The organism is Shewanella marisflavi, assembly GCF_002215585.1.
GTDB classification, from domain to species: domain Bacteria; phylum Pseudomonadota; class Gammaproteobacteria; order Enterobacterales; family Shewanellaceae; genus Shewanella; species Shewanella marisflavi.
In genome coordinates, this window is sequence record NZ_CP022272.1 from 136,554 (window position 1) to 158,738 (window position 22,185).

Sequence of the window (22,185 nt, forward strand, 5' to 3'; positions counted from 1 at the left end):
AAAAAGGGCCATTTGGCCCTTTTTATTTTATCGCGGATTATCGGCGTTCCAACAGGACGCCAGACTCCATATGATCCGTATAGGGGAATTGGTCAAATAGCGCGAAGCGAGTGATCTTGTGGGTCTTATCTAATACCTTAAGGTTATCGAGTAAGGTATTAGGGTTGCACGAGATATACATGATCCGCTCGTAGCCTTGCACCATGGCCAGAGTATTGTCATCGAGCCCTGCCCGTGGCGGATCGACGAAGATGGTATTGCAGTTGTAACTGTCTAAATCCACCCCTTCTAGTCGTCTGAAGCTGCGCTTCTTTGCTAGAGCATCGGTAAAGTCTTCAGCCGACATGCGAATGATCTGCAGGTTTTCGACTTTATTGGCTTCAATGTTGTACTGCGCCGAGTCGACTGAAGGCTTAGCCAGCTCTGTGGCTAGGACGCGATTGAAATTTTGTGCCAGGGCGATGGAGAAGTTGCCGTTGCCACAATACAGCTCTAGCAGGTCGCCACTGCTGTCACGGGTGATGTCGATGGCCCACTCCAGCATCTTGATGGCGACTTCGCCATTGGGTTGGGTAAAGCTGTTTTCGACCTGTTTATAGACTAGCTGCTGCCCGTTAACCGGCAGGGTTTCTATTACGAAGTCGCGATCCAGCACCAGCTTCTGCTTGCGAGCACGGCCAATGATGTTGACATTGAATCTGTCTGATAGCTGTTGCTTCAGTACTTTAGCTTCGGCTTCCCACTGTGCATCTAGCTGTTTATGGTATAAGAGTGAAATTAAGATCTCGCCGCTAAGGGTCGACAAAAAGTCCACCTGAAACAGCTTGTGTCTGAGTGTCTGATTGGGACGCAGGGCGGCCATCAACTCTGGCATCACTTCGTTGATCAGTTTGCTCGCCGGCAAGAATTGATCACAACGCACCTTCTGGTTAAGTGCCTTATCGAACATATAGTAGTAGAGGTCTTCCCCTTCGTGCCAGACGCGAAATTCGGCGCGCATGCGATAATGTGCGTCTTGTGAAGCAAAGACTTCCAATTCAGGTGTTTCGAAGTCGGCAAATAGCTGAGCTAATTTCTCACGTTTCGCATCGAGTTGCTTATCGTATTGCTTAGGATCCATTGCGTCTAAATTCATTTCTTAACACCGTTACTATCATTGGGGGCGCAAATAGTATACTACCTGTCGTTGATGTCTAGGGGGTGTTTTACATTCCAAGTGTCTATAGAGTCAGGTTTGTCGCATGAGATACAAATCTGCACGTATCAGCTTTAGCTTTTGCACTGAATGTGAAAAAATCGCTGCTCGAGTGTCATATATCTTTATCGGAGAGCCAATTTGTCTGCAAATATACTCGTGTTTGATTCTGGGGTAGGGGGCCTATCTATTTTGGCCGAAGTGCGCAAACAACTTCCTCAGGCCAACTATTGTTATTTGTTCGACAATGCCAGACTGCCCTATGGTGAGCTCGACGAGCAGGAGTTGATCCAAGGTTGTGTTGAGCTGATAGCTCGAGCCGTCACTCTGAGCGAAGCTGATATTGTAGTCGTGGCCTGTAACAGCGCCAGCACCTTGATTCTGCCAGCGTTGCGAGAGACTTTAACTGTTCCTGTTGTCGGCGTGGTCCCAGCCATCAAACCGGCGGCGCGCCTATCGAAGAATAAACACCTCGGTTTACTGGCGACGCCGGGTACAGTGAATCGTCGTTATACTCAGGAGTTGATCGATAAATTTGCCCGTGACTGCCGAGTCGATCGCTTTGGCTCTTCTGAACTCGTCTATATAGCCGAAGCTAAGATGGCGCAGCAGCCATTAGATCTTCAGACCTTACATGAGGTGCTTAAGCCTATAAAGGAGTCTGGGTTAGATACCTTGGTTTTAGGTTGTACTCACTTTCCGATTTTAGCATCTGAGCTACAAGACTATTTAGGTGAGGGGGTTACACTGCTGGATTCATCCCGTGCAATTGCAGCTAGGGTGATGACTTTAATTCAGATGGAAGGTAAACAAGGGCTCCGTGGTCAAAGCCAGGCTTTCTATACAACAACTACTATTGCGGAAGGTCTTAAAACGACCTTGGCTGCCTGGGGATTCTCATCGGTAGTATCTTTTGCAGAATGTGCGATAGAGACAGGCAGCTAGTGTCGGTAATAAGCTAAGTGGTTTAAAGCTTAGCTTTCTTGCGTGGTCTCGTTTTTATCAGCGTCCTGAGACTTAGCTTCACGAACTTTCAGTGTACGCTCCTGAAATTCAAATTCGTTTAGTTTGTTCATTGCCTTTTTCGCGCCCGCCTCAGACATTTCGATAAAGCCAAAGCCTTTGCGACGGCCAGTCTTGCGATCGCGCACTAGGCGAACCGAGTTAACCGGGCCAAACTTTCCAAATAACTCTTTAACTTCACCCTCATGAACACGATAAGGCAGGTTTCCAACATAGAGTGTCATGGTTGGTCCGGTATAGGTCTCGGCGGTACCTGCAGTAGAAGGTGATGATTGCAGCGTAAAAATAACACTAGCGATAATGGCACCAGTAAAAAATGCGATTGCCGAATAAAGCTCTGGTGTGAATTGAGATATTGCCAATGCGCCAAGGATGGCGACTATCAAAACAATAAGAAATGGCTTTTGCATATAATTGGTTCTCTGAAGAATTGATAATTAACTGTTAACAGCTCGTATATGGTAATGAATTATTAGCAATTACACTAGCATATTGATGAAAAAACGAACTTTAGCTAGGTTTGATATAGAAAGGTTTCGTCCTGATTTGTCTAAATTCGACGCGTATTGCTAGTTAATTCAGCAAAGCGATTAAAAGATCGTCTTGCGATCGATGATCGTAGAAAAACCCCTTGCGCCCAAATCAGAACTGCCTATAATGCGCATCCACTGACACGGCAAAGCAGATAACGCAGCGTCGAAACACTTGGTAGCCAAGGCGATAAGGTGGTCAGTCACTGAAAAGTGAAGCCTCAAAAAGTTTGCAAAAACTGCTTGACGCGAACACGGGATTGCGTAGAATACGCAGCCCTAGCCACTCGGAACTACCGGGATGTGCTAAACGCTCTTTAACAATTTATCAAGTAATCTGTGTGGACATTCACAGGTGTTGAGTTAATCGAAAACGATTTATATCTCAATGCAACGATGAATGTTCATAGCAATATGTACAAACATTTAGATGATTCTTCCGAGTCATTTAAATGAATCAGAATTCATTGAGCCGAAGCTTTTAGCTTCACCAAAACTTTAATTGAAGAGTTTGATCATGGCTCAGATTGAACGCTGGCGGCAGGCCTAACACATGCAAGTCGAGCGGTAACAGGAAGGAAGCTTGCTTTCTTTGCTGACGAGCGGCGGACGGGTGAGTAATGCCTAGGGAACTGCCCAGTCGAGGGGGATAACAGTTGGAAACGACTGCTAATACCGCATACGCCCTACGGGGGAAAAGAGGGGACCTTCGGGCCTTCTGCGATTGGATGTACCTAGGTGGGATTAGCTAGTAGGTGAGGTAATGGCTCACCTAGGCGACGATCCCTAGCTGTTCTGAGAGGATGATCAGCCACACTGGGACTGAGACACGGCCCAGACTCCTACGGGAGGCAGCAGTGGGGAATATTGCACAATGGGCGCAAGCCTGATGCAGCCATGCCGCGTGTGTGAAGAAGGCCTTCGGGTTGTAAAGCACTTTCAGCGAGGAGGAAAAGTTAAGTGTTAATAGCACTTAGCTGTGACGTTACTCGCAGAAGAAGCACCGGCTAACTTCGTGCCAGCAGCCGCGGTAATACGAGGGGTGCAAGCGTTAATCGGAATTACTGGGCGTAAAGCGTACGCAGGCGGTTTGTTAAGCGAGATGTGAAAGCCCCGGGCTCAACCTGGGAACTGCATTTCGAACTGGCAAACTAGAGTCTTGTAGAGGGGGGTAGAATTTCAGGTGTAGCGGTGAAATGCGTAGAGATCTGAAGGAATACCGGTGGCGAAGGCGGCCCCCTGGACAAAGACTGACGCTCAGGTACGAAAGCGTGGGGAGCAAACAGGATTAGATACCCTGGTAGTCCACGCCGTAAACGATGTCTACTCGGAATTTGGTGTCTTGAACACTGGGTTCTCAAGCTAACGCATTAAGTAGACCGCCTGGGGAGTACGGCCGCAAGGTTAAAACTCAAATGAATTGACGGGGGCCCGCACAAGCGGTGGAGCATGTGGTTTAATTCGATGCAACGCGAAGAACCTTACCTACTCTTGACATCCAGAGAATTCGCTAGAGATAGCTTAGTGCCTTCGGGAACTCTGAGACAGGTGCTGCATGGCTGTCGTCAGCTCGTGTTGTGAAATGTTGGGTTAAGTCCCGCAACGAGCGCAACCCTTATCCTTACTTGCCAGCGGGTCATGCCGGGAACTTTAGGGAGACTGCCGGTGATAAACCGGAGGAAGGTGGGGACGACGTCAAGTCATCATGGCCCTTACGAGTAGGGCTACACACGTGCTACAATGGCGAGTACAGAGGGTTGCGAAGCCGCGAGGTGGAGCTAATCTCAGAAAGCTCGTCGTAGTCCGGATTGGAGTCTGCAACTCGACTCCATGAAGTCGGAATCGCTAGTAATCGTGGATCAGAATGCCACGGTGAATACGTTCCCGGGCCTTGTACACACCGCCCGTCACACCATGGGAGTGGGCTGCACCAGAAGTAGATAGCTTAACCTTCGGGAGGGCGTTTACCACGGTGTGGTTCATGACTGGGGTGAAGTCGTAACAAGGTAGCCCTAGGGGAACCTGGGGCTGGATCACCTCCTTACCTATACGATTGATTTAGTGCTTGTTGAGTGTTCACACAGATTACTTGATAGAAGATAGAGAAATACGTTGGGTCTGTAGCTCAGCTGGTTAGAGCGCACCCCTGATAAGGGTGAGGTCGGTGGTTCAAGTCCACTCTGACCCACCAATCTTTCCAAGGAAAGATTCGGTATTAAACGTATTATTCTCGCTGCATGTAAATGGGGCTATAGCTCAGCTGGGAGAGCGCCTGCCTTGCACGCAGGAGGTCTGCGGTTCGATCCCGCATAGCTCCACCATTTGCTCTTTGATGAGGGCATGCAGTTTAGGTTAGAGATGCCAAAGATAAATGCAGAATTTATCTTTGGCTTTTTTAAGCCCGGTCGAAATCGTTCCATACGATTTTCGACACTTCCACCATCCGTGGAGGTCGCTCTTTAAAAATTTGGAAAGCTGATAGTGTTAATGTGAAAGGGATAGTGACGTACTTGTACGTGATTATTTGTAGCATTAGCGCGAAAAAATAATTGAGTTCTCAAAACACACTTTAATCAAGTGCATTGAGTATTCTTTTGGCGAAAGTTGAAACCATTAGTTGCGATGCAGCTCAGATGAAACTCATTTGGGTTGTATGGTTAAGTGACTAAGCGTATACGGTGGATGCCTTGGCAGTCAGAGGCGATGAAGGACGTAGTAACTTGCGAAAAGCGTTGGCGAGCTAGTAACAAGCATTTGAGCTAACGATGTCCGAATGGGGAAACCCGGCAGCATAAGCTGTCATCATTAAGTGAATACATAGCTTAATGAGGCGAACGAGGGGAACTGAAACATCTAAGTACCCTTAGGAAAAGAAATCAACCGAGATTCCCCTAGTAGCGGCGAGCGAACGGGGATTAGCCCTTAAGCCTAGAGGGTGTTAGTGGAATGTGTTGGAAAGCACAGCGATACAGGGTGATAGCCCCGTACATGAAAACTAACTTTAGGTGAAAACGAGTAGGACGGGACACGTGATATCTTGTTCGAATATGGGGGGACCATCCTCCAAGGCTAAATACTCCTGACTGACCGATAGTGAACCAGTACCGTGAGGGAAAGGCGAAAAGAACCCCTGTGAGGGGAGTGAAATAGAACCTGAAACCGTATACGTACAAGCAGTGGGAGCGGTTCTTGAGACCGTGACTGCGTACCTTTTGTATAATGGGTCAGCGACTTACATTTTGTAGCGAGGTTAAGCGAATAGCGGAGCCGTAGGGAAACCGAGTGTTAACTGCGCGTTTAGTTGCAAGGTGTAGACCCGAAACCCGGTGATCTAGCCATGGGCAGGTTGAAGGTTGAGTAACATCAACTGGAGGACCGAACACACGTATGTTGAAAAATGCGGTGATGACTTGTGGCTGGGGGTGAAAGGCCAATCAAACCGGGAGATATCTGGTTCTCCTCGAAAGCTATTTAGGTAGCGCCTCGAGCGAATACCATTGGGGGTAGAGCACTGTTAAGGCTAGGGGGTCATCCCGACTTACCAACCCTTTGCAAACTCCGAATACCAATGAGTACTACTCGGGAGACACACGGCGGGTGCTAACGTCCGTCGTGAAAAGGGAAACAACCCAGACCATCAGCTAAGGTCCCAAAGTTATTGCTAAGTGGGAAACGATGTGGGAAGGCTTAGACAGCTAGGATGTTGGCTTAGAAGCAGCCATCATTTAAAGAAAGCGTAATAGCTCACTAGTCGAGTCGGCCTGCGCGGAAGATTTAACGGGGCTAAGCAATACACCGAAGCTATGGGTACTAGCGCTTGCGCTAGTGCGGTAGAGGAGCGTTCTGTAAGCCGTTGAAGGTGAAGGGGTAACCCACGCTGGAGGTATCAGAAGTGCGAATGCTGACATGAGTAACGATAATGGGGGTGAAAAACCTCCACGCCGAAAGACCAAGGGTTCCTGTCCAACGTTAATCGGGGCAGGGTAAGTCGACCCCTAAGGCGAGGCCGAAAGGCGTAGTCGATGGGAAACGGGTTAATATTCCCGTACTTCTGCTAACTGCGATGGAGAGACGGAGAAGGCTAGGCTAGCGCGGCGTTGGTTGTCCGCGTTTAAGACTGTAGGTAGGGTACTTAGGCAAATCCGGGTACCTAATACTGAGAGTTGACGACGAGGTTCTACGGAACTGAAGTAGTTGATGCCATGCTTCCAGGAAAATCTTCTAAGCTTCAGGTTAGCAGGAATCGTACCCCAAACCGACACAGGTGGTCGGGTAGAGAATACCAAGGCGCTTGAGAGAACTCGGCTGAAGGAACTAGGCAAAATGGTACCGTAACTTCGGGAGAAGGTACGCTGCTGTTGGTGATGGGACTTGCTCCCTAAGCTGACGGCAGTCGCAGATACCAGGTGGCTGCAACTGTTTATCAAAAACACAGCACTGTGCAAAATCGCAAGATGACGTATACGGTGTGACGCCTGCCCGGTGCCGGAAGGTTAATTGATTGGGTTATCTTCGGAGAAGCTCATGATCGAAGCCCCGGTAAACGGCGGCCGTAACTATAACGGTCCTAAGGTAGCGAAATTCCTTGTCGGGTAAGTTCCGACCTGCACGAATGGCGTAATGATGGCCACGCTGTCTCCAGCCGAGACTCAGTGAAGTTGAAATTGCGGTGAAGATGCCGTATACCCGCGGCTAGACGGAAAGACCCCGTGAACCTTTACTATAGCTTGGCACTGAACATTGACCCTACATGTGTAGGATAGGTGGGAGACTTTGAAGCGGGAACGCCAGTTCTCGTGGAGTCAACCTTGAAATACCACCCTTGTAGTGTTGATGTTCTAACTCTGGCCCCTGAATCGGGGTTGAGGACAGTGCCTGGTGGGTAGTTTGACTGGGGCGGTCTCCTCCCAAAGAGTAACGGAGGAGCACGAAGGTTGGCTAAGTACGGTCGGACATCGTACGGTTAGTGCAATGGCATAAGCCAGCTTAACTGCGAGACATACACGTCGAGCAGGTGCGAAAGCAGGTCATAGTGATCCGGTGGTTCTGAATGGAAGGGCCATCGCTCAACGGATAAAAGGTACTCCGGGGATAACAGGCTGATACCGCCCAAGAGTTCATATCGACGGCGGTGTTTGGCACCTCGATGTCGGCTCATCACATCCTGGGGCTGAAGTCGGTCCCAAGGGTATGGCTGTTCGCCATTTAAAGTGGTACGCGAGCTGGGTTCAGAACGTCGTGAGACAGTTCGGTCCCTATCTGCCGTGGGCGTTGGATGATTGAAGGGAGCTGCTCCTAGTACGAGAGGACCGGAGTGGACGAACCGCTGGTGTTCGGGTTGTCATGCCAATGGCATTGCCCGGTAGCTACGTTCGGAATCGATAACCGCTGAAAGCATCTAAGCGGGAAGCGAGCCCTAAGATGAGTCATCCCTAGACCTTTAAGGTCTCTAAAGAGCCGTCCGAGACTAGGACGTTGATAGGCAGGGTGTGTAAGCGTTGTGAGGCGTTGAGCTAACCTGTACTAATGACTCGTGAGGCTTAACCATACAACCCAAAAGGGTTTTTACTGCAAAGTACCGGAAATGAGTCCAATCATTTCTTGGCACTTCCTCCATCCATGGAGGTCGTAATAATGGTTACTGAATCAGAAGAATACAAGTACTTGATTGAAGTGCGAACTCAAATTAGCTCTTGAATAAAGAGTACAGCTTTTCAAATTTATTATTTTGGTTAATTACGCAGGTAATTGTTTGGCTGACAAAGCCGTAACGAAGCGAAGCGCGGAGTGTACTAGAGTACATGAGCACTGTAGCGAGGAAACAATGCCGTTAGACGAAGAATTAACCAGTAAAAATTTGTCTGGAAACCATAGCATTGTGGTCCCACCTGATCCCATCCCGAACTCAGAAGTGAAACGCAATCGCGCCGATGGTAGTGTGGGGTCTCCCCATGTGAGAGTAGGTCATTTCCAGACGCCTAATAAAGCAAAAAGCCCTAGCCTAAATCGCTAGGGCTTTTTGCTTTTTACGCTTCGCGAAAGCATCTACTTCACCTGCAGCCCAAAGCTGCTTACGCAGTGTGCGCCCCTCAGCTCGCAGTCTAGCCATCCATCAAGCTTCGCTTGATAAACGGATGCCTTTCGCCCCCATGTGAGCGTATGTTTGTACAAATATCTAAATGTGGCTGAAGCTGGCCATAACAGTCGCTTATTTTCGTCGTCCCGCCGCGGAGCTTGTTCATAAACAGCATCCTGCGTAATGACACTAGGCACATTTATGTGCCTTGCCCCAGTTCTCAGCCTAGCTGCTTTGTACTGCAGTCATTTATCAAGCTTTGCTTGATAAGCGGATGCCTTACGTGCCCATGTGAGATACGGCTTTCTATAAACGTGAGTGAAAAAATGCTTTTAGTTAGTAAATGCTAGTCTCCGAGGTGTTAGCAACTGTATGAGTACTCCTTTAACATGTGTTGATTAACGAACGGTACAATCCTTTCCATTCTCAGTGTCCATTGATAAGTGAATCATGAGCTCTATCGAGATTAATCTTTGTTGGGATTTAGGTTGCGGGGACCAGATACGTTACAATGGCTTTTTGGGCTAACTGACATAAATCACGCTTCCTCTATGGACTCCAAAATCACAGATTCTTTAACGCAATTTAATACCCTGGGCCTCAAGGCTGACTGCTTTCGATTGGTTAGAGCAAAACAGGATACTGAGCTGCTTGCCGTCTGTTTGCAGGCCTTTAAGCAGCAAGAGCCGCTATTGCTGATAGGTGGTGGTAGCAATATTGTACTGACTGAAACCTTTCAAGGGACTGCGGTATTGGTAGAGACCAAGGGGATCGAGGTGAGTCAGGATGATCAGTACTATTACCTCAAGGTCGAGGCAGGCGAGGTGTGGCATGAGCTGATTAAGTTCTGTCTCGATAATGAGATGCCAGGACTCGAGAACCTTGCGTTGATTCCTGGTTCTGTTGGTGCTGCGCCCATTCAGAATATAGGTGCCTATGGCGTTGAGTTTGGGCAGTTCTGCGATTGGGTAGAGTATCTTGATCTACCAAGTGGCCAGATAAAACGGCTTAATGGCAGTGATTGCGAGTTTGCCTATCGAGAATCCATCTTCAAGAATGCCCTAAGAAATCGCGCCGTGATCTTGCGGGTGGGCTTTGTGTTGCCCAAGGCCTGGCAACCTAATCTCAGTTATGGACCACTGCAGGAATTAAGCGAGCGTACTCAAGGCATTACCCCTAGAGAGGTGTTCAACTGCATCTGCGAGACGCGCATGGCTAAATTGCCCGATCCTGCCCTGTTAGGTAATGTGGGCAGTTTCTTTAAGAACCCTGTGGTTAGCCAGCAAAAATTCAACGCGCTTAAACAGCAATATGCAGACATTGTCGGCTATCACCTGGAGGATTCACAGGTTAAGTTAGCCGCTGGTTGGTTGATCGATAAAGCTGGCCTTAAAGGAGTGTCTGTGGGTGACGCTTCGGTTCATTTAAAGCAGGCGCTAGTGATCGTCAACAAGGGCGAGTGCACAGGTCAGGATGTGTGTAACCTAGCTAAGTTAGTGGTAGATAGGATATATCAAGAGTTTGGCGTAAGGTTGGAAGTTGAGCCGAGGATTATCGGTGCTACCGGACAGAAGGAATTAGCTGATGCATGATCAATGGGCCCGTCGTCGGGATATTATTCGCCTACTCAGCCAAGGTAGCTTCGTCTCTGGCGAGGCATTGGCAAGTGAACTGGGGATTTCTCGTGCTGCGGTGAGCAAGCAGGTGGCCAACTTAGAAGAGTTTGGTGTCGATATCTATAGTGTGAAAGGCAAAGGGTATCGACTTGCTACGCCTGTGTCTTTGATCGATGAGGCGCGTCTTAAGCAGGGGGTAAAAAATCGCTGCTTCTATTTCAATGAGATCGCTACGACCAACGGTTTCTTATTGGGCCATGTCAATGAGCTGAGTAGTGGTGATATCTGCGTGGCCGAGTATCAGTCGGCTGGTCGTGGTCGTCGTGGTCGTCAGTGGGTCTCGCCTTACGGTTGTCATCTTTATACTTCTTTTTATTGGCAATTTTCTCAAGGAATGGCTCAGGCGATGGGCTTGAGCTTGGTGGTTGCTTGTTCGTTAGTGACAGTGCTTCGCAGTCTGGGTGTTGAGGGAATTGGGGTTAAATGGCCCAATGATATCTACCTGAATCATAAAAAGCTGGCAGGCATTTTAATTGAGATGAGTGGCCAGGCAGACAGTGTTTGCGATCTGGTTATTGGTATAGGCATCAACCTCTCAATGTCACCGGCGCAGGCCGATAAGATAGATCAGCCCTGGAGCGATCTGTCAGAACTTGCGCAGCAGCCTGATAAGACAGATTTGATGGTTGCACTGCAGCAGCAACTGGTTAGGGATCTAGAGTTATTCCAGCAGCAGGGTCTTATGGCATTTCAGCAAAGATGGCGTGAGGCAGATCTCTTTGATGGCCAGCCGATTAAATTGCTGATGGGAGATAATAGCGTTGAGGGGATCTGCTGCGGTATCGATGAGCAGGGCGCCATATTACTGAAAACCGAGCAGGGAATTAAAGCCTTTGTGGGGGGAGAGATCTCCATGCGTCCCGTCTAATAGACAAACGGCCGTTAATTAACGGCCGTTTTTTTAGGAGGTTTTATTTACGCAGTAGCACCTGGTGCATCATATGATCGGTTCCCTTGCGTAAGATCAGGTGTGCTCTATCTCTAGTGGGTTGAATATTGAGATTAAGGTTAGGCCCGTTGATGCTATCCCAAATATTGCCAGCTATCTTAGTCGCCTCATCGTCACTTAACTCTGAGTAGTGATGAAAGTATGAGTTAGGATCGCTAAAGGCACCGGAGCGGAACTTTAAGAAGCGAGAAATATACCAGTCTTTTAATAGCGGTTCTTCAGCATCTACATAGATGGAGAAGTCGACGAAATCCGACACGAAAGGCTGCTGAATTGCTACGTGGGTGTCTTGTCCGGTTTGTAAAACATTGAGCCCTTCTATTATCAGAATATCTGGCTGTTGTATCGCCTGTTGGGTATCGGCAATCCTGTCGTAGCTTATATGAGAATAGATAGGCGCATGTACTAAGCTCTCACCTGCCTTAATCTTAGAGATAAACTCAACCAGCATCTTCATATCATAGCTTTCTGGAAAGCCTTTGCGCTGTAAAAGCCCTCGACGTTTCAGCTCAGATAATGGGTAGAGAAAACCATCTGTGGTCACCAAGTCGACCTTAGGATGCTCTGGCCATTGGCGTAATAAGGCTTGTAGGATACGCGCCGTAGTACTCTTTCCTACCGCGACGCTGCCAGCGATGCTGATAATATAAGGACGTTTAGGTGGCACACGACCGAGGAACTGACTCAATACCAGTCCTCTCTGCTGCTTGCCGCCGACAATGAGATTGAGCAGGCGGCTCAGAGGGAGATAGATGTCGGTCACTTCATCGAGGGAGATAGATTCGTTGATGCCGCGCAGGTCGTCAAGATCGGATTCGCTGAGTGTTAACGGCACTGATTTTCGCAGCTCTGCCCACTGCTGACGGGCAAAGGCAAGATAGAGTGCATTATGTATTTGGTTGTCGACGTGCATGAATAAAATCTCCCCTTAGGCAAGGCACAGTACACCATCGTCCTCAGGGGAACAACACCAAAAATGCGATTCCATTCTAGGCTATGAGGCTTACGGACTATTATGGATAAATAGTGAACTTTATTGTGCTTTCGTGGCGGAAAAAACGTCGTTTAAATGATTTTTTTGCAGATTTTTAAAATTAGGTATTGCACTTGTGCTCACTATTACCTAATATCCGCTACCGAAATGACACGCCGGCATAGCTCAGTTGGTAGAGCAACTGACTTGTAATCAGTAGGTCCCGAGTTCGACTCTTGGTGCCGGCACCATTTCTCTGGAGGGGTTCCCGAGTGGCCAAAGGGATCAGACTGTAAATCTGACGGCTCAGCCTTCGAAGGTTCGAATCCTTCTCCCTCCACCATTTTTCTAGGTAGTTAGGTAACCTTAGTTAGGTTGCGCGGATGTCGTATAATGGTATTACTCCAGCCTTCCAAGCTGATAACGCGGGTTCGATTCCCGCCATCCGCTCCAATTTTCGCTGATTGTGCCCGTATCTATGAGCCGCCCTTTCGGGTCCAGTTCTCGATAAACTGCCTTCAGCCTGCCAAACTAAGCTTCCGTAATTATCTTAATTAAATCGATTCGATGACATTATAGGCATCGGATTTTTTGTTGTATGTAGATTTCATCACCAAGTATCTCTTAATTGGGGCAATACCATGGCTAAAGAAAAATTTGAACGTAGCAAACCTCACGTAAACGTGGGCACCATCGGTCACGTTGACCATGGTAAAACAACTCTTACAGCTGCTATCTCTCACGTACTGACTAAGACGTACGGTGGTGAAGCTAAAGATTTCGCACAGATCGATAACGCTCCAGAAGAGCGTGAGCGCGGTATTACCATTAATACTTCTCACATCGAGTACGATACTCCTTCTCGTCACTACGCACACGTAGACTGCCCAGGCCACGCTGACTATGTTAAAAACATGATCACTGGTGCTGCACAGATGGACGGCGCTATCCTAGTAGTAGCTTCTACAGATGGTCCAATGCCACAGACTCGTGAGCACATCCTGCTTTCTCGTCAGGTAGGTGTACCTTTCATCATCGTATTCATGAACAAGTGTGACATGGTAGATGACGAAGAACTACTAGAACTAGTAGAGATGGAAGTTCGTGAACTGCTATCTGAATATGACTTCCCAGGTGATGACCTACCAGTTATCCAAGGTTCAGCTCTGAAAGCCCTAGAAGGCGAGCCAGAGTGGGAAGCTAAGATCCTAGAACTAGCTGAAGCTCTAGATTCTTACATTCCAGAGCCAGAGCGTGCTATCGACGGTGCATTCATTCTGCCAATCGAAGACGTATTCTCAATCTCAGGCCGTGGTACAGTAGTAACAGGTCGTGTTGAGCGCGGTATCGTTAAAGTTGGTGACGAAGTAGAAATCGTAGGTATCAAAGATACTACTAAGACTACTTGTACTGGTGTTGAAATGTTCCGTAAGCTGCTTGACGAAGGTCGTGCAGGTGAGAACTGTGGTGTACTACTACGTGGTACTAAGCGTGATGAAGTTGAGCGTGGTCAAGTACTGGCTCAGCCTGGTTCAATCACTCCACACACTCAGTTCGAATCAGAAGTATACGTACTGTCAAAAGAAGAAGGTGGTCGTCACACTCCATTCTTCAAGGGCTACCGTCCACAGTTCTACTTCCGTACAACTGACGTAACCGGTACTATCGAACTGCCAGAAGGCGTTGAAATGGTAATGCCTGGTGACAACATCAAGATGGTTGTTACTCTGATCTGCCCAATCGCGATGGACGAAGGTCTACGTTTCGCTATCCGTGAAGGTGGCCGTACAGTTGGTGCTGGTGTTGTAGCTAAGATCATCGCTTAATCGCTTTGATTTTAAATAGACACTGAAAAAGGCAGCTTAGGCTGCCTTTTTTGTTTTAAGTGATTTAGATTTTGTGTTTATCGGGCTGCAGCTTGCCTTGCCAACAGCACCGAATAAGAATACAATCTATGGCCGATTTTTGACCCTCTGGGCTTACTGTTTGCTCTGGGAGTAAGTTCGGAGAATGTAGTGGTATGGTCAGGGTGAGCGCTGTTTTGCCTGATGTTAAAAACTGACCAGACTTAAGCTCAGGTCGTAATGAGTAACGGAATTAACCGATGACAACAAATACTGAAAACCAGGGAAATTCTCTGGATATCGTTAAATGGGGCGTAGTAGTTATTCTGCTAGCGGCGGCCATTATTGCTAATCAGATGTATAGCGAAGCTAGTGTATTGGTTCGTGCTATCGGTGTCGTAGTGGCATTTGCGATAGCAGGTTTTATCGCACTTCAAACTGAGAAGGGTAAGCAAGCACTGTCTTTTGCTCGTGAATCTCATATTGAAGTACGTAAAGTAGTTTGGCCGACGCGTCAAGAAGCCCTAAATACGACATTTATCGTACTAGCGGCAACAGGCATACTTGCATTGATTCTTTGGGGAATGGACGCGGTATTGCTGAGAATTGTTAATTTTATTACGGGCGTATAGGCATTTCCTATGACTGAAGCTAAAAAAAGATGGTATGTGGTTCAGGCCTTTTCAGGTTATGAAGGTCGTGTATGCAAATCATTGCTTGAACACATCAAAATGCACGGTATGGAGCACTATTTCGGTGAGGTACTAGTACCGACCGAGGAAGTAGTCGAAATGCGTGCAGGTCAGCGTCGTAAGAGTGAGCGTAAGTTCTTCCCTGGCTATGTGTTAGTGCAGATGGAAATGAACGATGAAAGCTGGCACTTAGTGAAGAGCATCCCGCGTGTGATGGGTTTCATTGGTGGGACTTCAGATCGTCCAGCGCCTATCTCTGATCGCGAGGCAGATGCAATTCTGCAGCGTCTACAAGAGACTACTGAGTCACCGACTCATCGCGTGATGTTTGAGCCAGGTGAAGTGGTTCGTGTAACCGATGGTCCATTTGCCGACTTTAATGGCACAGTGGAAGAGGTTGACTACGAGAAGAACCGCGTCAAGGTGTCGGTAATGATCTTCGGTCGTTCAACGCCTGTAGAGCTAGATTTCAGCCAGATCGAAAAAAGCTGATTAAATAAAGCACAAAACGTATTGGAAATGGGTGCGGATTTTTGTATAATCCGCCCCCATTATTTTCGGGGAGCTAATCGGCATGTCGCCGCTAGCGTTTGTACCCAAACTTGAGGAAAATGTCTCATGGCAAAGAAAGTTGATGGTTACATCAAACTACAAGTAGCAGCCGGTGCTGCAAACCCGTCGCCACCAGTTGGTCCTGCATTGGGTCAAAAAGGTGTTAACATCATGGAATTCTGTAAAGCATTCAACGCTCGTACTGAAAAGTTCGAGAAAGGTATGCCGATTCCAGTTGTGATCACAGTTTACACTGATCGCTCTTTCACTTTTGAAACTAAGACTCCACCTGCTTCATTCCTGCTGCTTAAAGCTGCTGGTCTTAAGTCAGGTTCTGGCCGTCCTAACACTGAAAAAGTGGGAACTATCAAGCGTAGCGCTGTCCAGGAAATCGCTGAGACTAAAGCCGCTGATATGACTGGTGCTGACATTGAAGCGATGACTCGCTCAATCGAAGGTACTGCGCGTTCAATGGGTTTGGTAGTAGAGGATTAATATCATGGCAAAGCTAACTAAACGCGCGCGTTTGATCCGCGAAAAAGTAGAAGCAACTAAGAGCTACGACATCAACGAAGCTGTTGCATTACTTAAAGAACTAGCTACTGCTAAGTTCGTTGAAAGTGTTGACGTTGCGGTTAACCTAGGTGTTGACCCACGTAAATCAGACCAAAACGTTCGTGGTGCTACTGTACTACCACACGGTACCGGTCGTGATGTACGTGTTGCTGTGTTTACTCAAGGTGCTAACGCTGACGCCGCTAAAGAAGCTGGTGCTGAGCTAGTTGGTATGGACGAGCTTGCTGCACAAGTTAAAGCTGGTGAAATGAACTTCGACGTAGTTATCGCATCTCCTGATGCAATGCGCGTTGTTGGTCAGTTAGGTCAAATCTTAGGCCCACGTGGTCTGATGCCTAACCCTAAGACAGGTACTGTAACGCCTAACGTTGCTGAAGCTGTTAAGAATGCAAAAGCTGGTCAGGTTCGCTACCGTAACGATAAGAACGGTATCATCCACACTACCATAGGTAAAGTGGACTTCGAACCTGTTCAACTGAAAGAAAACCTGGACGCACTACTAGGCGCGCTTATCAAAGCTAAGCCTGCTTCTGCGAAAGGCGTTTTCGTTAAGAAAGTAAGCATCTCTACCACTATGGGTGCAGGTGTTGCTGTTGATCAGAGCACTCTGAATCCATCAGCTTAATTTCTTAGCTTGTTTTACAAGGTGTGGGTATTAGTCTATAATGCGCGCACCTTGTGGGTTGAGGACTATTTTCACTTGTGGATTTAGTTCACGTCCAAGATCGTAGGTGTTAGCGATAGCGTTAACTTAATTTCCTACGTAGACGGTGTCGGACCCCAGATAGATTTTATTCTGCCTGGATATTCGCGCCGTAAGTAACTGAGTATTTTGATACTTAGTATGGTAATTGCTAGGGAATTCCCTAGATTGAATCCAGGAGTAAAGCCAATGGCATTAAGACTCGAAGACAAAAAAGCGATTGTTGCTGAAGTCAACGAAGCTGCCAAAGGTGCTTTATCTGCAGTTGTTGCCGATTCTCGCGGTGTAACTGTAGGTGATATGACCGGTCTTCGTAAAACCGCTCGTGAATCTGGTGTTTACGTTAAAGTTGTACGTAACACACTAGTTAAGCGCGCTGTTGAAGGTACTGCTTTTGAGTGCCTAGCTGAGACGTTTACTGGTCCTACTTTGATTGCATTCTCTAATGAGCACCCAGGTGCAGCTGCGCGTCTTCTTAAAGATTTCGCTAAAGCGCAAGAGAAATTTGAAATCAAAGCAGCAGCCTTTGAAGGGGAATTAATCCCTGCAAGCGACATTGATCGTTTAGCAAAACTACCAACATACGAAGAAGCACTAGCACAGTTCATGATGACTCTGAAAGAAGCATCAGCTGGCAAGTTCGTTCGTACATTGGCCGCTCTACGCGATCAGAAAGAAGCTGCTTAATTTTACAAGCCGCTTAAATAAATTGAATTCAGTACAATTAGGAATTTTTTGTTATGTCTATCACTAAAGACCAAATCTTAGAAGCCCTTGCAGAAATGTCTGTAATGGAAGTTGTTGAACTAATCGAAGCAATGGAAGAGAAGTTCGGCGTATCTGCCGCTGCTGCTGTTGTTTCTGGTGGTGCTGATGCAGGCGCTGCTGCTGAAGAGAAGACAGAATTCGACGTAATTCTTACTTCACACGGCGACAACAAAGTTGCAGTAATTAAAGCTCTTCGTGGCGCTACAGGTCTAGGCCTGAAAGAAGCCAAAGGTATGGCTGAATCAGCTCCAGTAGCTGTTAAAGAAGCTATCTCTAAAGAAGAAGCTGAAGCTCTTAAGACTGAACTTGAAGCAGCTGGTGCTGCAGTAGAGATCAAGTAAGTTATACTCTAACTTACAACCTCCCGAGTGATCGGGCGGAGGCTGGCGGTTTTTTAACCGTCGGCCTTTTTTGCGCTGTAAGCGTAGGCGATTTTTTTTTCACCGTTTGTCGCCAGATTTCGCAGTTCCTAGCAGAGATTATTGGTTAGGTTCTTGCTTTCAACGGTGATGGGCAAACGTGCTGTTGCAACCTAAGGTTGTTTCAGTCTTGGTCATATCTCGCAATCAGAGGAAACCCATGGTTTACTCCTATTCTGAAAAGAAGCGTATTCGCAAAGACTTTGGTAAGCGTCCACAAGTGTTGGATATCCCTTACCTTCTGTCAATCCAGTTGGACTCGTTTAAGAAGTTCACCGATCAAGATCCTACAGGTGAGCGTGGTTTAGAAGCCGCTTTCCGTAGCGTTTTTCCCATCAAGAGCTTTTCTGGTAATTCAGAGCTGCAATATGTCAGCTATAAGCTAGGTGAGCCAGTTTTTGATGTGAAAGAGTGTCAAATTCGCGGTGTTACATACTCTGCGCCACTACGCGTTAAGCTGCGTATGGTGTTGTATGATCGTGAAGCTGCGCCTGGCACAGTAAAAGACATCAAAGAACAAGAAGTCTACATGGGGGATATCCCTCTGATGACTGAAAACGGTACCTTTGTTATCAATGGTACTGAGCGTGTTATCGTATCTCAGCTACACCGTAGTCCAGGTGTATTCTTCGATCACGACCGTGGTAAGACCCACTCTTCTGGTAAGGTGCTTTATAACGCACGTATTATTCCTTACCGTGGTTCATGGTTAGACTTTGAATTCGATCCTAAAGATGCACTGTTTGTGCGTATTGACCGTCGTCGTAAGCTTGCGGCGTCAATCATCCTACGTGCATTGGATTACTCTACCCAGGATATCCTAGATCTGTTCTTCGAACGTGTTCAGTACAAGATCAAGAAAGATACCTTGGTGATGACGCTAGTTGCAGACCGTCTACGTGGCGAGACTGCTAGCTATGACATCAAAGATGCTGAAGGTAACATCTTAGTTGAGAAAGGGCGTCGCATTACTGCACGTCACATTCGTCAACTTGAAAAGACAAATACCACAGAGCTTGAAGTACCTGTTGAGTACATTTCAGGTAAGATCGCTGCACAAGATTACATCGACCCAGATACGGGCGAAGTATTGGTTTCTGCTAACGCCGAAATCAGCCTTGAAGATCTTGCTAAGCTATCTATGGCCGGCATCAAAGAGATCGACACCCTGTACATCAACGAGCTTGATCACGGTGCCTACATCTCTGACACATTGCGTATCGATTCAACCACTAACCGTCTAGAGGCTTTGGTTGAAATCTATCGCATGATGCGTCCTGGCGAGCCGCCAACCAAAGATGCTGCCGAAGCGCTATTCCAAAACCTCTTCTTCAGTGAAGAGCGTTATGACCTGTCTAAAGTAGGTCGTATGAAGTTCAACCGTCGTCTCGGTATCGATGATGACGAAGGTACAGGTATCCTGACCAAAGAAGATATCGTTGCAGTAATGCAAAACATCATCAAGATCCGTAACGGTAATGATGAAGTGGATGATATCGATCACTTGGGTAACCGTCGTATCCGTAGTGTTGGTGAAATGGCTGAAAACCAGTTCCGTGTCGGTCTTGTTCGTGTAGAACGTGCCGTACGTGAGCGTCTAAGCCTTGGCGATCTTAACGAGCTGATGCCACAAGATCTGATCAACGCTAAGCCAATTTCTGCGGCAGTGAAAGAGTTCTTCGGCTCATCTCAGCTGTCTCAGTTCATGGACCAAAACAACCCGCTGTCAGAAGTGACTCACAAGCGTCGTATTTCGGCTCTTGGCCCAGGCGGTTTGACCCGAGAGCGTGCAGGTTTCGAGGTTCGAGACGTTCACCCAACTCACTATGGTCGTCTATGTCCAATTGAGACCCCTGAAGGTCCAAACATTGGTCTGATCAACTCGTTAGCAAGCTTCGCGCGCACTAACTCTTATGGCTTCTTAGAAACACCATACCGCAAGGTAGTTGATGGTGTGATCACTGACCAGGTCGACTACCTGTCAGCTATCGAAGAAGGTCGTTATGTGATCGCTCAGGCGAACATCGAAGTTGATGCGACTGGCCGTATGGTTGAAGAGCAGATCGCGTGTCGTCATAAGGGTGAATCTACCTTTATGCGTGCTGCAGACGTTCAATATATGGACGTATCACCACAACAGATCATCTCTGTGGCGGCATCTTTGATTCCGTTCCTAGAACACGATGATGCGAACCGTGCATTGATGGGTGCGAACATGCAACGTCAGGCGGTACCAACACTTAGAGCTGACAAGCCTCTAGTTGGTACAGGTATTGAGCGCACATTGGCTGTTGACTCAGGCGTGGTTGTTGCGGCTAAGCGTGGCGGTTACGTTGATTATGTCGATGCAAGCCGTATCGTGGTTAAGGTCAATGAAGATGAATTGACACCTGGTGAAGCGGGTATCGACATCTACAACCTGACCAAGTACACCCGTTCTAACCAGAACACATGTATCAACCAGCGCCCATGTTGTAGCGTTGGCGATCCAGTTGTTCGTGGTGATGTTCTAGCCGATGGTCCGTCTACCGATTTAGGTGATTTGGCACTTGGTCAGAACATGCGTATCGCGTTCATGCCTTGGAACGGTTACAACTTCGAGGATTCGATCTTAATCTCTGAGCGCGTAGCGCAAGAGGATCGTTTCACCACTATCCACATTCAAGAGCTTTCTTGTATCGCTCGTGATACTAAGCTGGGTAGCGAAGAGATCACTGCCGATATTCCTAACGTTGGTGAGTCTGCGCTATCTAAGCTGGACGAGTCAGGTATCGTTTATATCGGTGCAGAAGTGAAGGGTGGCGACATCCTAGTTGGTAAGGTTACACCTAAGGGTGAAACTCAGCTGACCCCAGAAGAGAAGCTATTGCGTGCTATCTTCGGTGAGAAGGCTTCTGACGTTAAAGACAGCTCTCTACGCGTACCTAACTCTGTTAAGGGTACTATCATCGACGTTCAGGTGTTTACCCGTGACGGCGTTGAGAAAGACAAGCGTGCGGTAGAGATCGAAGAGATGCACATCGCTCAGGCTAAGAAAGACCTGACCGAAGAGTTCAAGATCCTTGAAGAAGGTGTCTTTGGCCGTGCACGTAACCTGTTAGCCGCTTCAGGCTTTAGCGAAGCAGAGCTTGATGCACTGCCACGTCCTCAACTATTGGTGCAAACCATTGATGACGAAGGTAAGCAAACTGAGCTTGAGCAGCTAGCCGAGCAGCATGAAGAGCTAAAAGCTGACTTCGATAAGAAGTTTGAAATTAAACGCCGTAAGATCACCCAAGGTGATGACTTGGCGCCTGGCGTACTTAAGATCGTTAAGGTTTACCTAGCGGTTAAGCGTACTATCCAGCCTGGTGACAAGATGGCGGGTCGTCACGGTAACAAGGGTGTGATCTCTAAGATCAACCCAGTTGAAGATATGCCGTACGACGAAAAGGGTAACCCAGTGGACATCGTCTTGAACCCACTAGGTGTACCATCACGTATGAACATAGGTCAGGTTCTTGAAGTGCACTTAGGTGCCGCAGCCAAGGGCATAGGTGATCGCATCACCGCTATGCTTGAAGAGCAGCGTGAACTTGCAGAGCTTCGTGGCTACATCAAGAAGGTGTACGAATTAGGTGAAGACGTGCAGCAGCAGGTCGATATCGACTCGTTCACCGATGAAGAAGTTCTACGTCTTGCTAAGAACCTCAAAGGCGGTATTCCGACTGCGACTCCGGCATTCGACGGCGCGAAAGAGAAAGAGATTAAGGAAATGCTAGAACTAGCAGGTCTGCCAACCTCTGGACAGCTTAAGTTGTTTGACGGTCGTACCGGTAATGAGTTTGAACGCCCAGTAACCGTTGGTTACATGTACATGCTTAAACTTAACCACTTGGTTGACGATAAGATGCACGCGCGTTCAACAGGTTCTTACAGTCTTGTTACTCAGCAGCCTCTGGGCGGTAAAGCTCAGTTTGGTGGTCAGCGTTTCGGTGAGATGGAAGTATGGGCACTTGAAGCATACGGTGCTGCTTACACTCTACAAGAAATGCTTACTGTTAAGTCTGATGACGTTAACGGTCGTACTCAGATGTATAAGAACATCGTCGACGGTAACCATCAGATGCAACCAGGTATGCCTGAGTCCTTCAACGTATTGCTGAAGGAGATCCGTTCACTCGGTATTAATATCGAGTTGGATCAAGAGTAAGACTTGGCCATCGCCGA

Annotated in this window: 14 protein-coding genes, 5 tRNA genes and 3 rRNA genes; 19 read left to right on the forward strand and 3 right to left on the reverse strand. The window is 47.7% G+C overall.

The window, feature by feature from the left end:
• Positions 1-37 precede the first annotated feature (37 nt).
• Entirely contained in the window at positions 38-1,135 is a 1,098-nt protein-coding gene (gene trmA / locus CFF01_RS00645) for a tRNA (uridine(54)-C5)-methyltransferase TrmA (RefSeq protein WP_088903535.1), read from the reverse strand.
• A gap of 201 nt (positions 1,136-1,336) precedes the next feature.
• Between trmA and murI the strand changes: the two genes are divergently transcribed.
• Entirely contained in the window at positions 1,337-2,140 is an 804-nt protein-coding gene (gene murI / locus CFF01_RS00650) for a glutamate racemase (RefSeq protein WP_088903536.1), read from the forward strand.
• Positions 2,141-2,169: 29 nt separating this feature from the next.
• Here the strand turns inward: murI and CFF01_RS00655 are convergent, their stop codons facing one another.
• Positions 2,170-2,628, reverse strand: a complete 459-nt coding sequence (locus CFF01_RS00655) for an RNA recognition motif domain-containing protein (protein ID WP_088903537.1) — start codon at positions 2,626-2,628, stop codon at positions 2,170-2,172.
• Positions 2,629-3,247: 619 nt separating this feature from the next.
• Between CFF01_RS00655 and CFF01_RS00660 the strand changes: the two genes are divergently transcribed.
• From CFF01_RS00660 to birA, 7 genes are all read left to right on the forward strand, one after another.
• A 16S ribosomal RNA gene (locus CFF01_RS00660) occupies positions 3,248-4,792 on the forward strand.
• Between the two features lie 70 nt (positions 4,793-4,862).
• A tRNA-Ile gene (locus tag CFF01_RS00665) sits at positions 4,863-4,939 on the forward strand.
• A gap of 54 nt (positions 4,940-4,993) precedes the next feature.
• Positions 4,994-5,069, forward strand: a tRNA-Ala gene (locus CFF01_RS00670).
• Positions 5,070-5,403: 334 nt separating this feature from the next.
• Positions 5,404-8,296: ribosomal RNA gene (locus tag CFF01_RS00675) — 23S ribosomal RNA — on the forward strand.
• Positions 8,297-8,608: 312 nt separating this feature from the next.
• A 5S ribosomal RNA gene (rrf, locus tag CFF01_RS00680) occupies positions 8,609-8,724 on the forward strand.
• Together the 16S, 23S and 5S rRNA genes with 2 tRNA genes alongside form the textbook arrangement of a ribosomal RNA operon.
• A gap of 651 nt (positions 8,725-9,375) precedes the next feature.
• On the forward strand, positions 9,376-10,416 hold the full coding sequence (murB, locus tag CFF01_RS00685; RefSeq protein WP_088903538.1) for a UDP-N-acetylmuramate dehydrogenase: 1,041 nt from the start codon (positions 9,376-9,378) through the stop codon (positions 10,414-10,416).
• Entirely contained in the window at positions 10,409-11,368 is a 960-nt protein-coding gene (gene birA / locus CFF01_RS00690) for a bifunctional biotin--[acetyl-CoA-carboxylase] ligase/biotin operon repressor BirA (RefSeq protein ID WP_088903539.1), read from the forward strand. The genes murB and birA overlap by 8 nt, the downstream gene beginning before the upstream one ends.
• 43 nt (positions 11,369-11,411) lie before the next feature.
• Here birA and coaA read toward each other — a convergent pair whose 3' ends face one another.
• Entirely contained in the window at positions 11,412-12,362 is a 951-nt protein-coding gene (gene coaA / locus CFF01_RS00695) for a type I pantothenate kinase (protein WP_033540862.1), read from the reverse strand.
• Positions 12,363-12,597: 235 nt separating this feature from the next.
• Between coaA and CFF01_RS00700 the strand changes: the two genes are divergently transcribed.
• The 11 genes from CFF01_RS00700 to rpoB all read left to right on the forward strand — a co-directional run bounded on the left by CFF01_RS00700 (position 12,598) and on the right by rpoB (position 22,168).
• Positions 12,598-12,673: transfer RNA gene (locus CFF01_RS00700), tRNA-Thr, on the forward strand.
• Positions 12,674-12,680: 7 nt separating this feature from the next.
• Positions 12,681-12,765, forward strand: a tRNA-Tyr gene (locus CFF01_RS00705).
• A gap of 36 nt (positions 12,766-12,801) precedes the next feature.
• Positions 12,802-12,875: transfer RNA gene (locus CFF01_RS00710), tRNA-Gly, on the forward strand.
• Between the two features lie 188 nt (positions 12,876-13,063).
• Positions 13,064-14,248, forward strand: a complete 1,185-nt coding sequence (gene tuf, locus CFF01_RS00715) for an elongation factor Tu (protein WP_088903540.1) — start codon at positions 13,064-13,066, stop codon at positions 14,246-14,248.
• A gap of 278 nt (positions 14,249-14,526) precedes the next feature.
• Positions 14,527-14,898, forward strand: coding sequence for a preprotein translocase subunit SecE (gene secE, locus CFF01_RS00720; protein WP_033540843.1), 372 nt, complete (start codon positions 14,527-14,529; stop codon positions 14,896-14,898).
• Positions 14,899-14,907: 9 nt separating this feature from the next.
• Positions 14,908-15,450 carry a transcription termination/antitermination protein NusG gene (nusG, locus tag CFF01_RS00725; protein ID WP_011863955.1) on the forward strand — a complete coding sequence of 181 codons (543 nt, stop codon included), beginning with the start codon at positions 14,908-14,910 and terminating at the stop codon, positions 15,448-15,450.
• Positions 15,451-15,576: 126 nt separating this feature from the next.
• The gene (gene rplK, locus CFF01_RS00730) at positions 15,577-16,005 is read left to right on the forward strand and encodes a 50S ribosomal protein L11 (protein ID WP_011863956.1); all 429 of its coding nucleotides are present in this window, start codon (positions 15,577-15,579) and stop codon (positions 16,003-16,005) included.
• A 4-nt stretch (positions 16,006-16,009) separates the two neighbouring features.
• Positions 16,010-16,711 carry a 50S ribosomal protein L1 gene (gene rplA / locus CFF01_RS00735; RefSeq protein WP_033540842.1) on the forward strand — a complete coding sequence of 234 codons (702 nt, stop codon included), beginning with the start codon at positions 16,010-16,012 and terminating at the stop codon, positions 16,709-16,711.
• Between the two features lie 267 nt (positions 16,712-16,978).
• Entirely contained in the window at positions 16,979-17,476 is a 498-nt protein-coding gene (rplJ, locus tag CFF01_RS00740; RefSeq protein ID WP_033540841.1) for a 50S ribosomal protein L10, read from the forward strand.
• 53 nt (positions 17,477-17,529) lie between these two features.
• Positions 17,530-17,898, forward strand: a complete 369-nt coding sequence (rplL, locus tag CFF01_RS00745; RefSeq protein WP_033540840.1) for a 50S ribosomal protein L7/L12 — start codon at positions 17,530-17,532, stop codon at positions 17,896-17,898.
• A gap of 238 nt (positions 17,899-18,136) precedes the next feature.
• The gene (rpoB, locus tag CFF01_RS00750; RefSeq protein ID WP_033540839.1) at positions 18,137-22,168 is read left to right on the forward strand and encodes a DNA-directed RNA polymerase subunit beta; all 4,032 of its coding nucleotides are present in this window, start codon (positions 18,137-18,139) and stop codon (positions 22,166-22,168) included.
• Positions 22,169-22,185: the final 17 nt, after the last annotated feature.

Excerpts from the sequence above, each read along its gene's own strand:
- trmA (WP_088903535.1), bottom strand. The coding sequence starts at position 1,135 with ATGAATTTAGACGCAATGGATCCTAAGCAATACGATAAGCAACTCGAT.
- CFF01_RS00655 (WP_088903537.1), bottom strand. The coding sequence starts at position 2,628 with ATGCAAAAGCCATTTCTTATTGTTTTGATAGTCGCCATCCTTGGCGCA.
- murB (WP_088903538.1), top strand. The coding sequence starts at position 9,376 with ATGGACTCCAAAATCACAGATTCTTTAACGCAATTTAATACCCTGGGC.
- birA (WP_088903539.1), top strand. The coding sequence starts at position 10,409 with ATGCATGATCAATGGGCCCGTCGTCGGGATATTATTCGCCTACTCAGC.
- coaA (WP_033540862.1), bottom strand. The coding sequence starts at position 12,362 with ATGCACGTCGACAACCAAATACATAATGCACTCTATCTTGCCTTTGCC.
- tuf (WP_088903540.1), top strand. The coding sequence starts at position 13,064 with ATGGCTAAAGAAAAATTTGAACGTAGCAAACCTCACGTAAACGTGGGC.
- secE (WP_033540843.1), top strand. The coding sequence starts at position 14,527 with ATGACAACAAATACTGAAAACCAGGGAAATTCTCTGGATATCGTTAAA.
- nusG (WP_011863955.1), top strand. The coding sequence starts at position 14,908 with ATGACTGAAGCTAAAAAAAGATGGTATGTGGTTCAGGCCTTTTCAGGT.
- rplK (WP_011863956.1), top strand. The coding sequence starts at position 15,577 with ATGGCAAAGAAAGTTGATGGTTACATCAAACTACAAGTAGCAGCCGGT.
- rplA (WP_033540842.1), top strand. The coding sequence starts at position 16,010 with ATGGCAAAGCTAACTAAACGCGCGCGTTTGATCCGCGAAAAAGTAGAA.
- rplJ (WP_033540841.1), top strand. The coding sequence starts at position 16,979 with ATGGCATTAAGACTCGAAGACAAAAAAGCGATTGTTGCTGAAGTCAAC.
- rplL (WP_033540840.1), top strand. The coding sequence starts at position 17,530 with ATGTCTATCACTAAAGACCAAATCTTAGAAGCCCTTGCAGAAATGTCT.
- rpoB (WP_033540839.1), top strand. The coding sequence starts at position 18,137 with ATGGTTTACTCCTATTCTGAAAAGAAGCGTATTCGCAAAGACTTTGGT.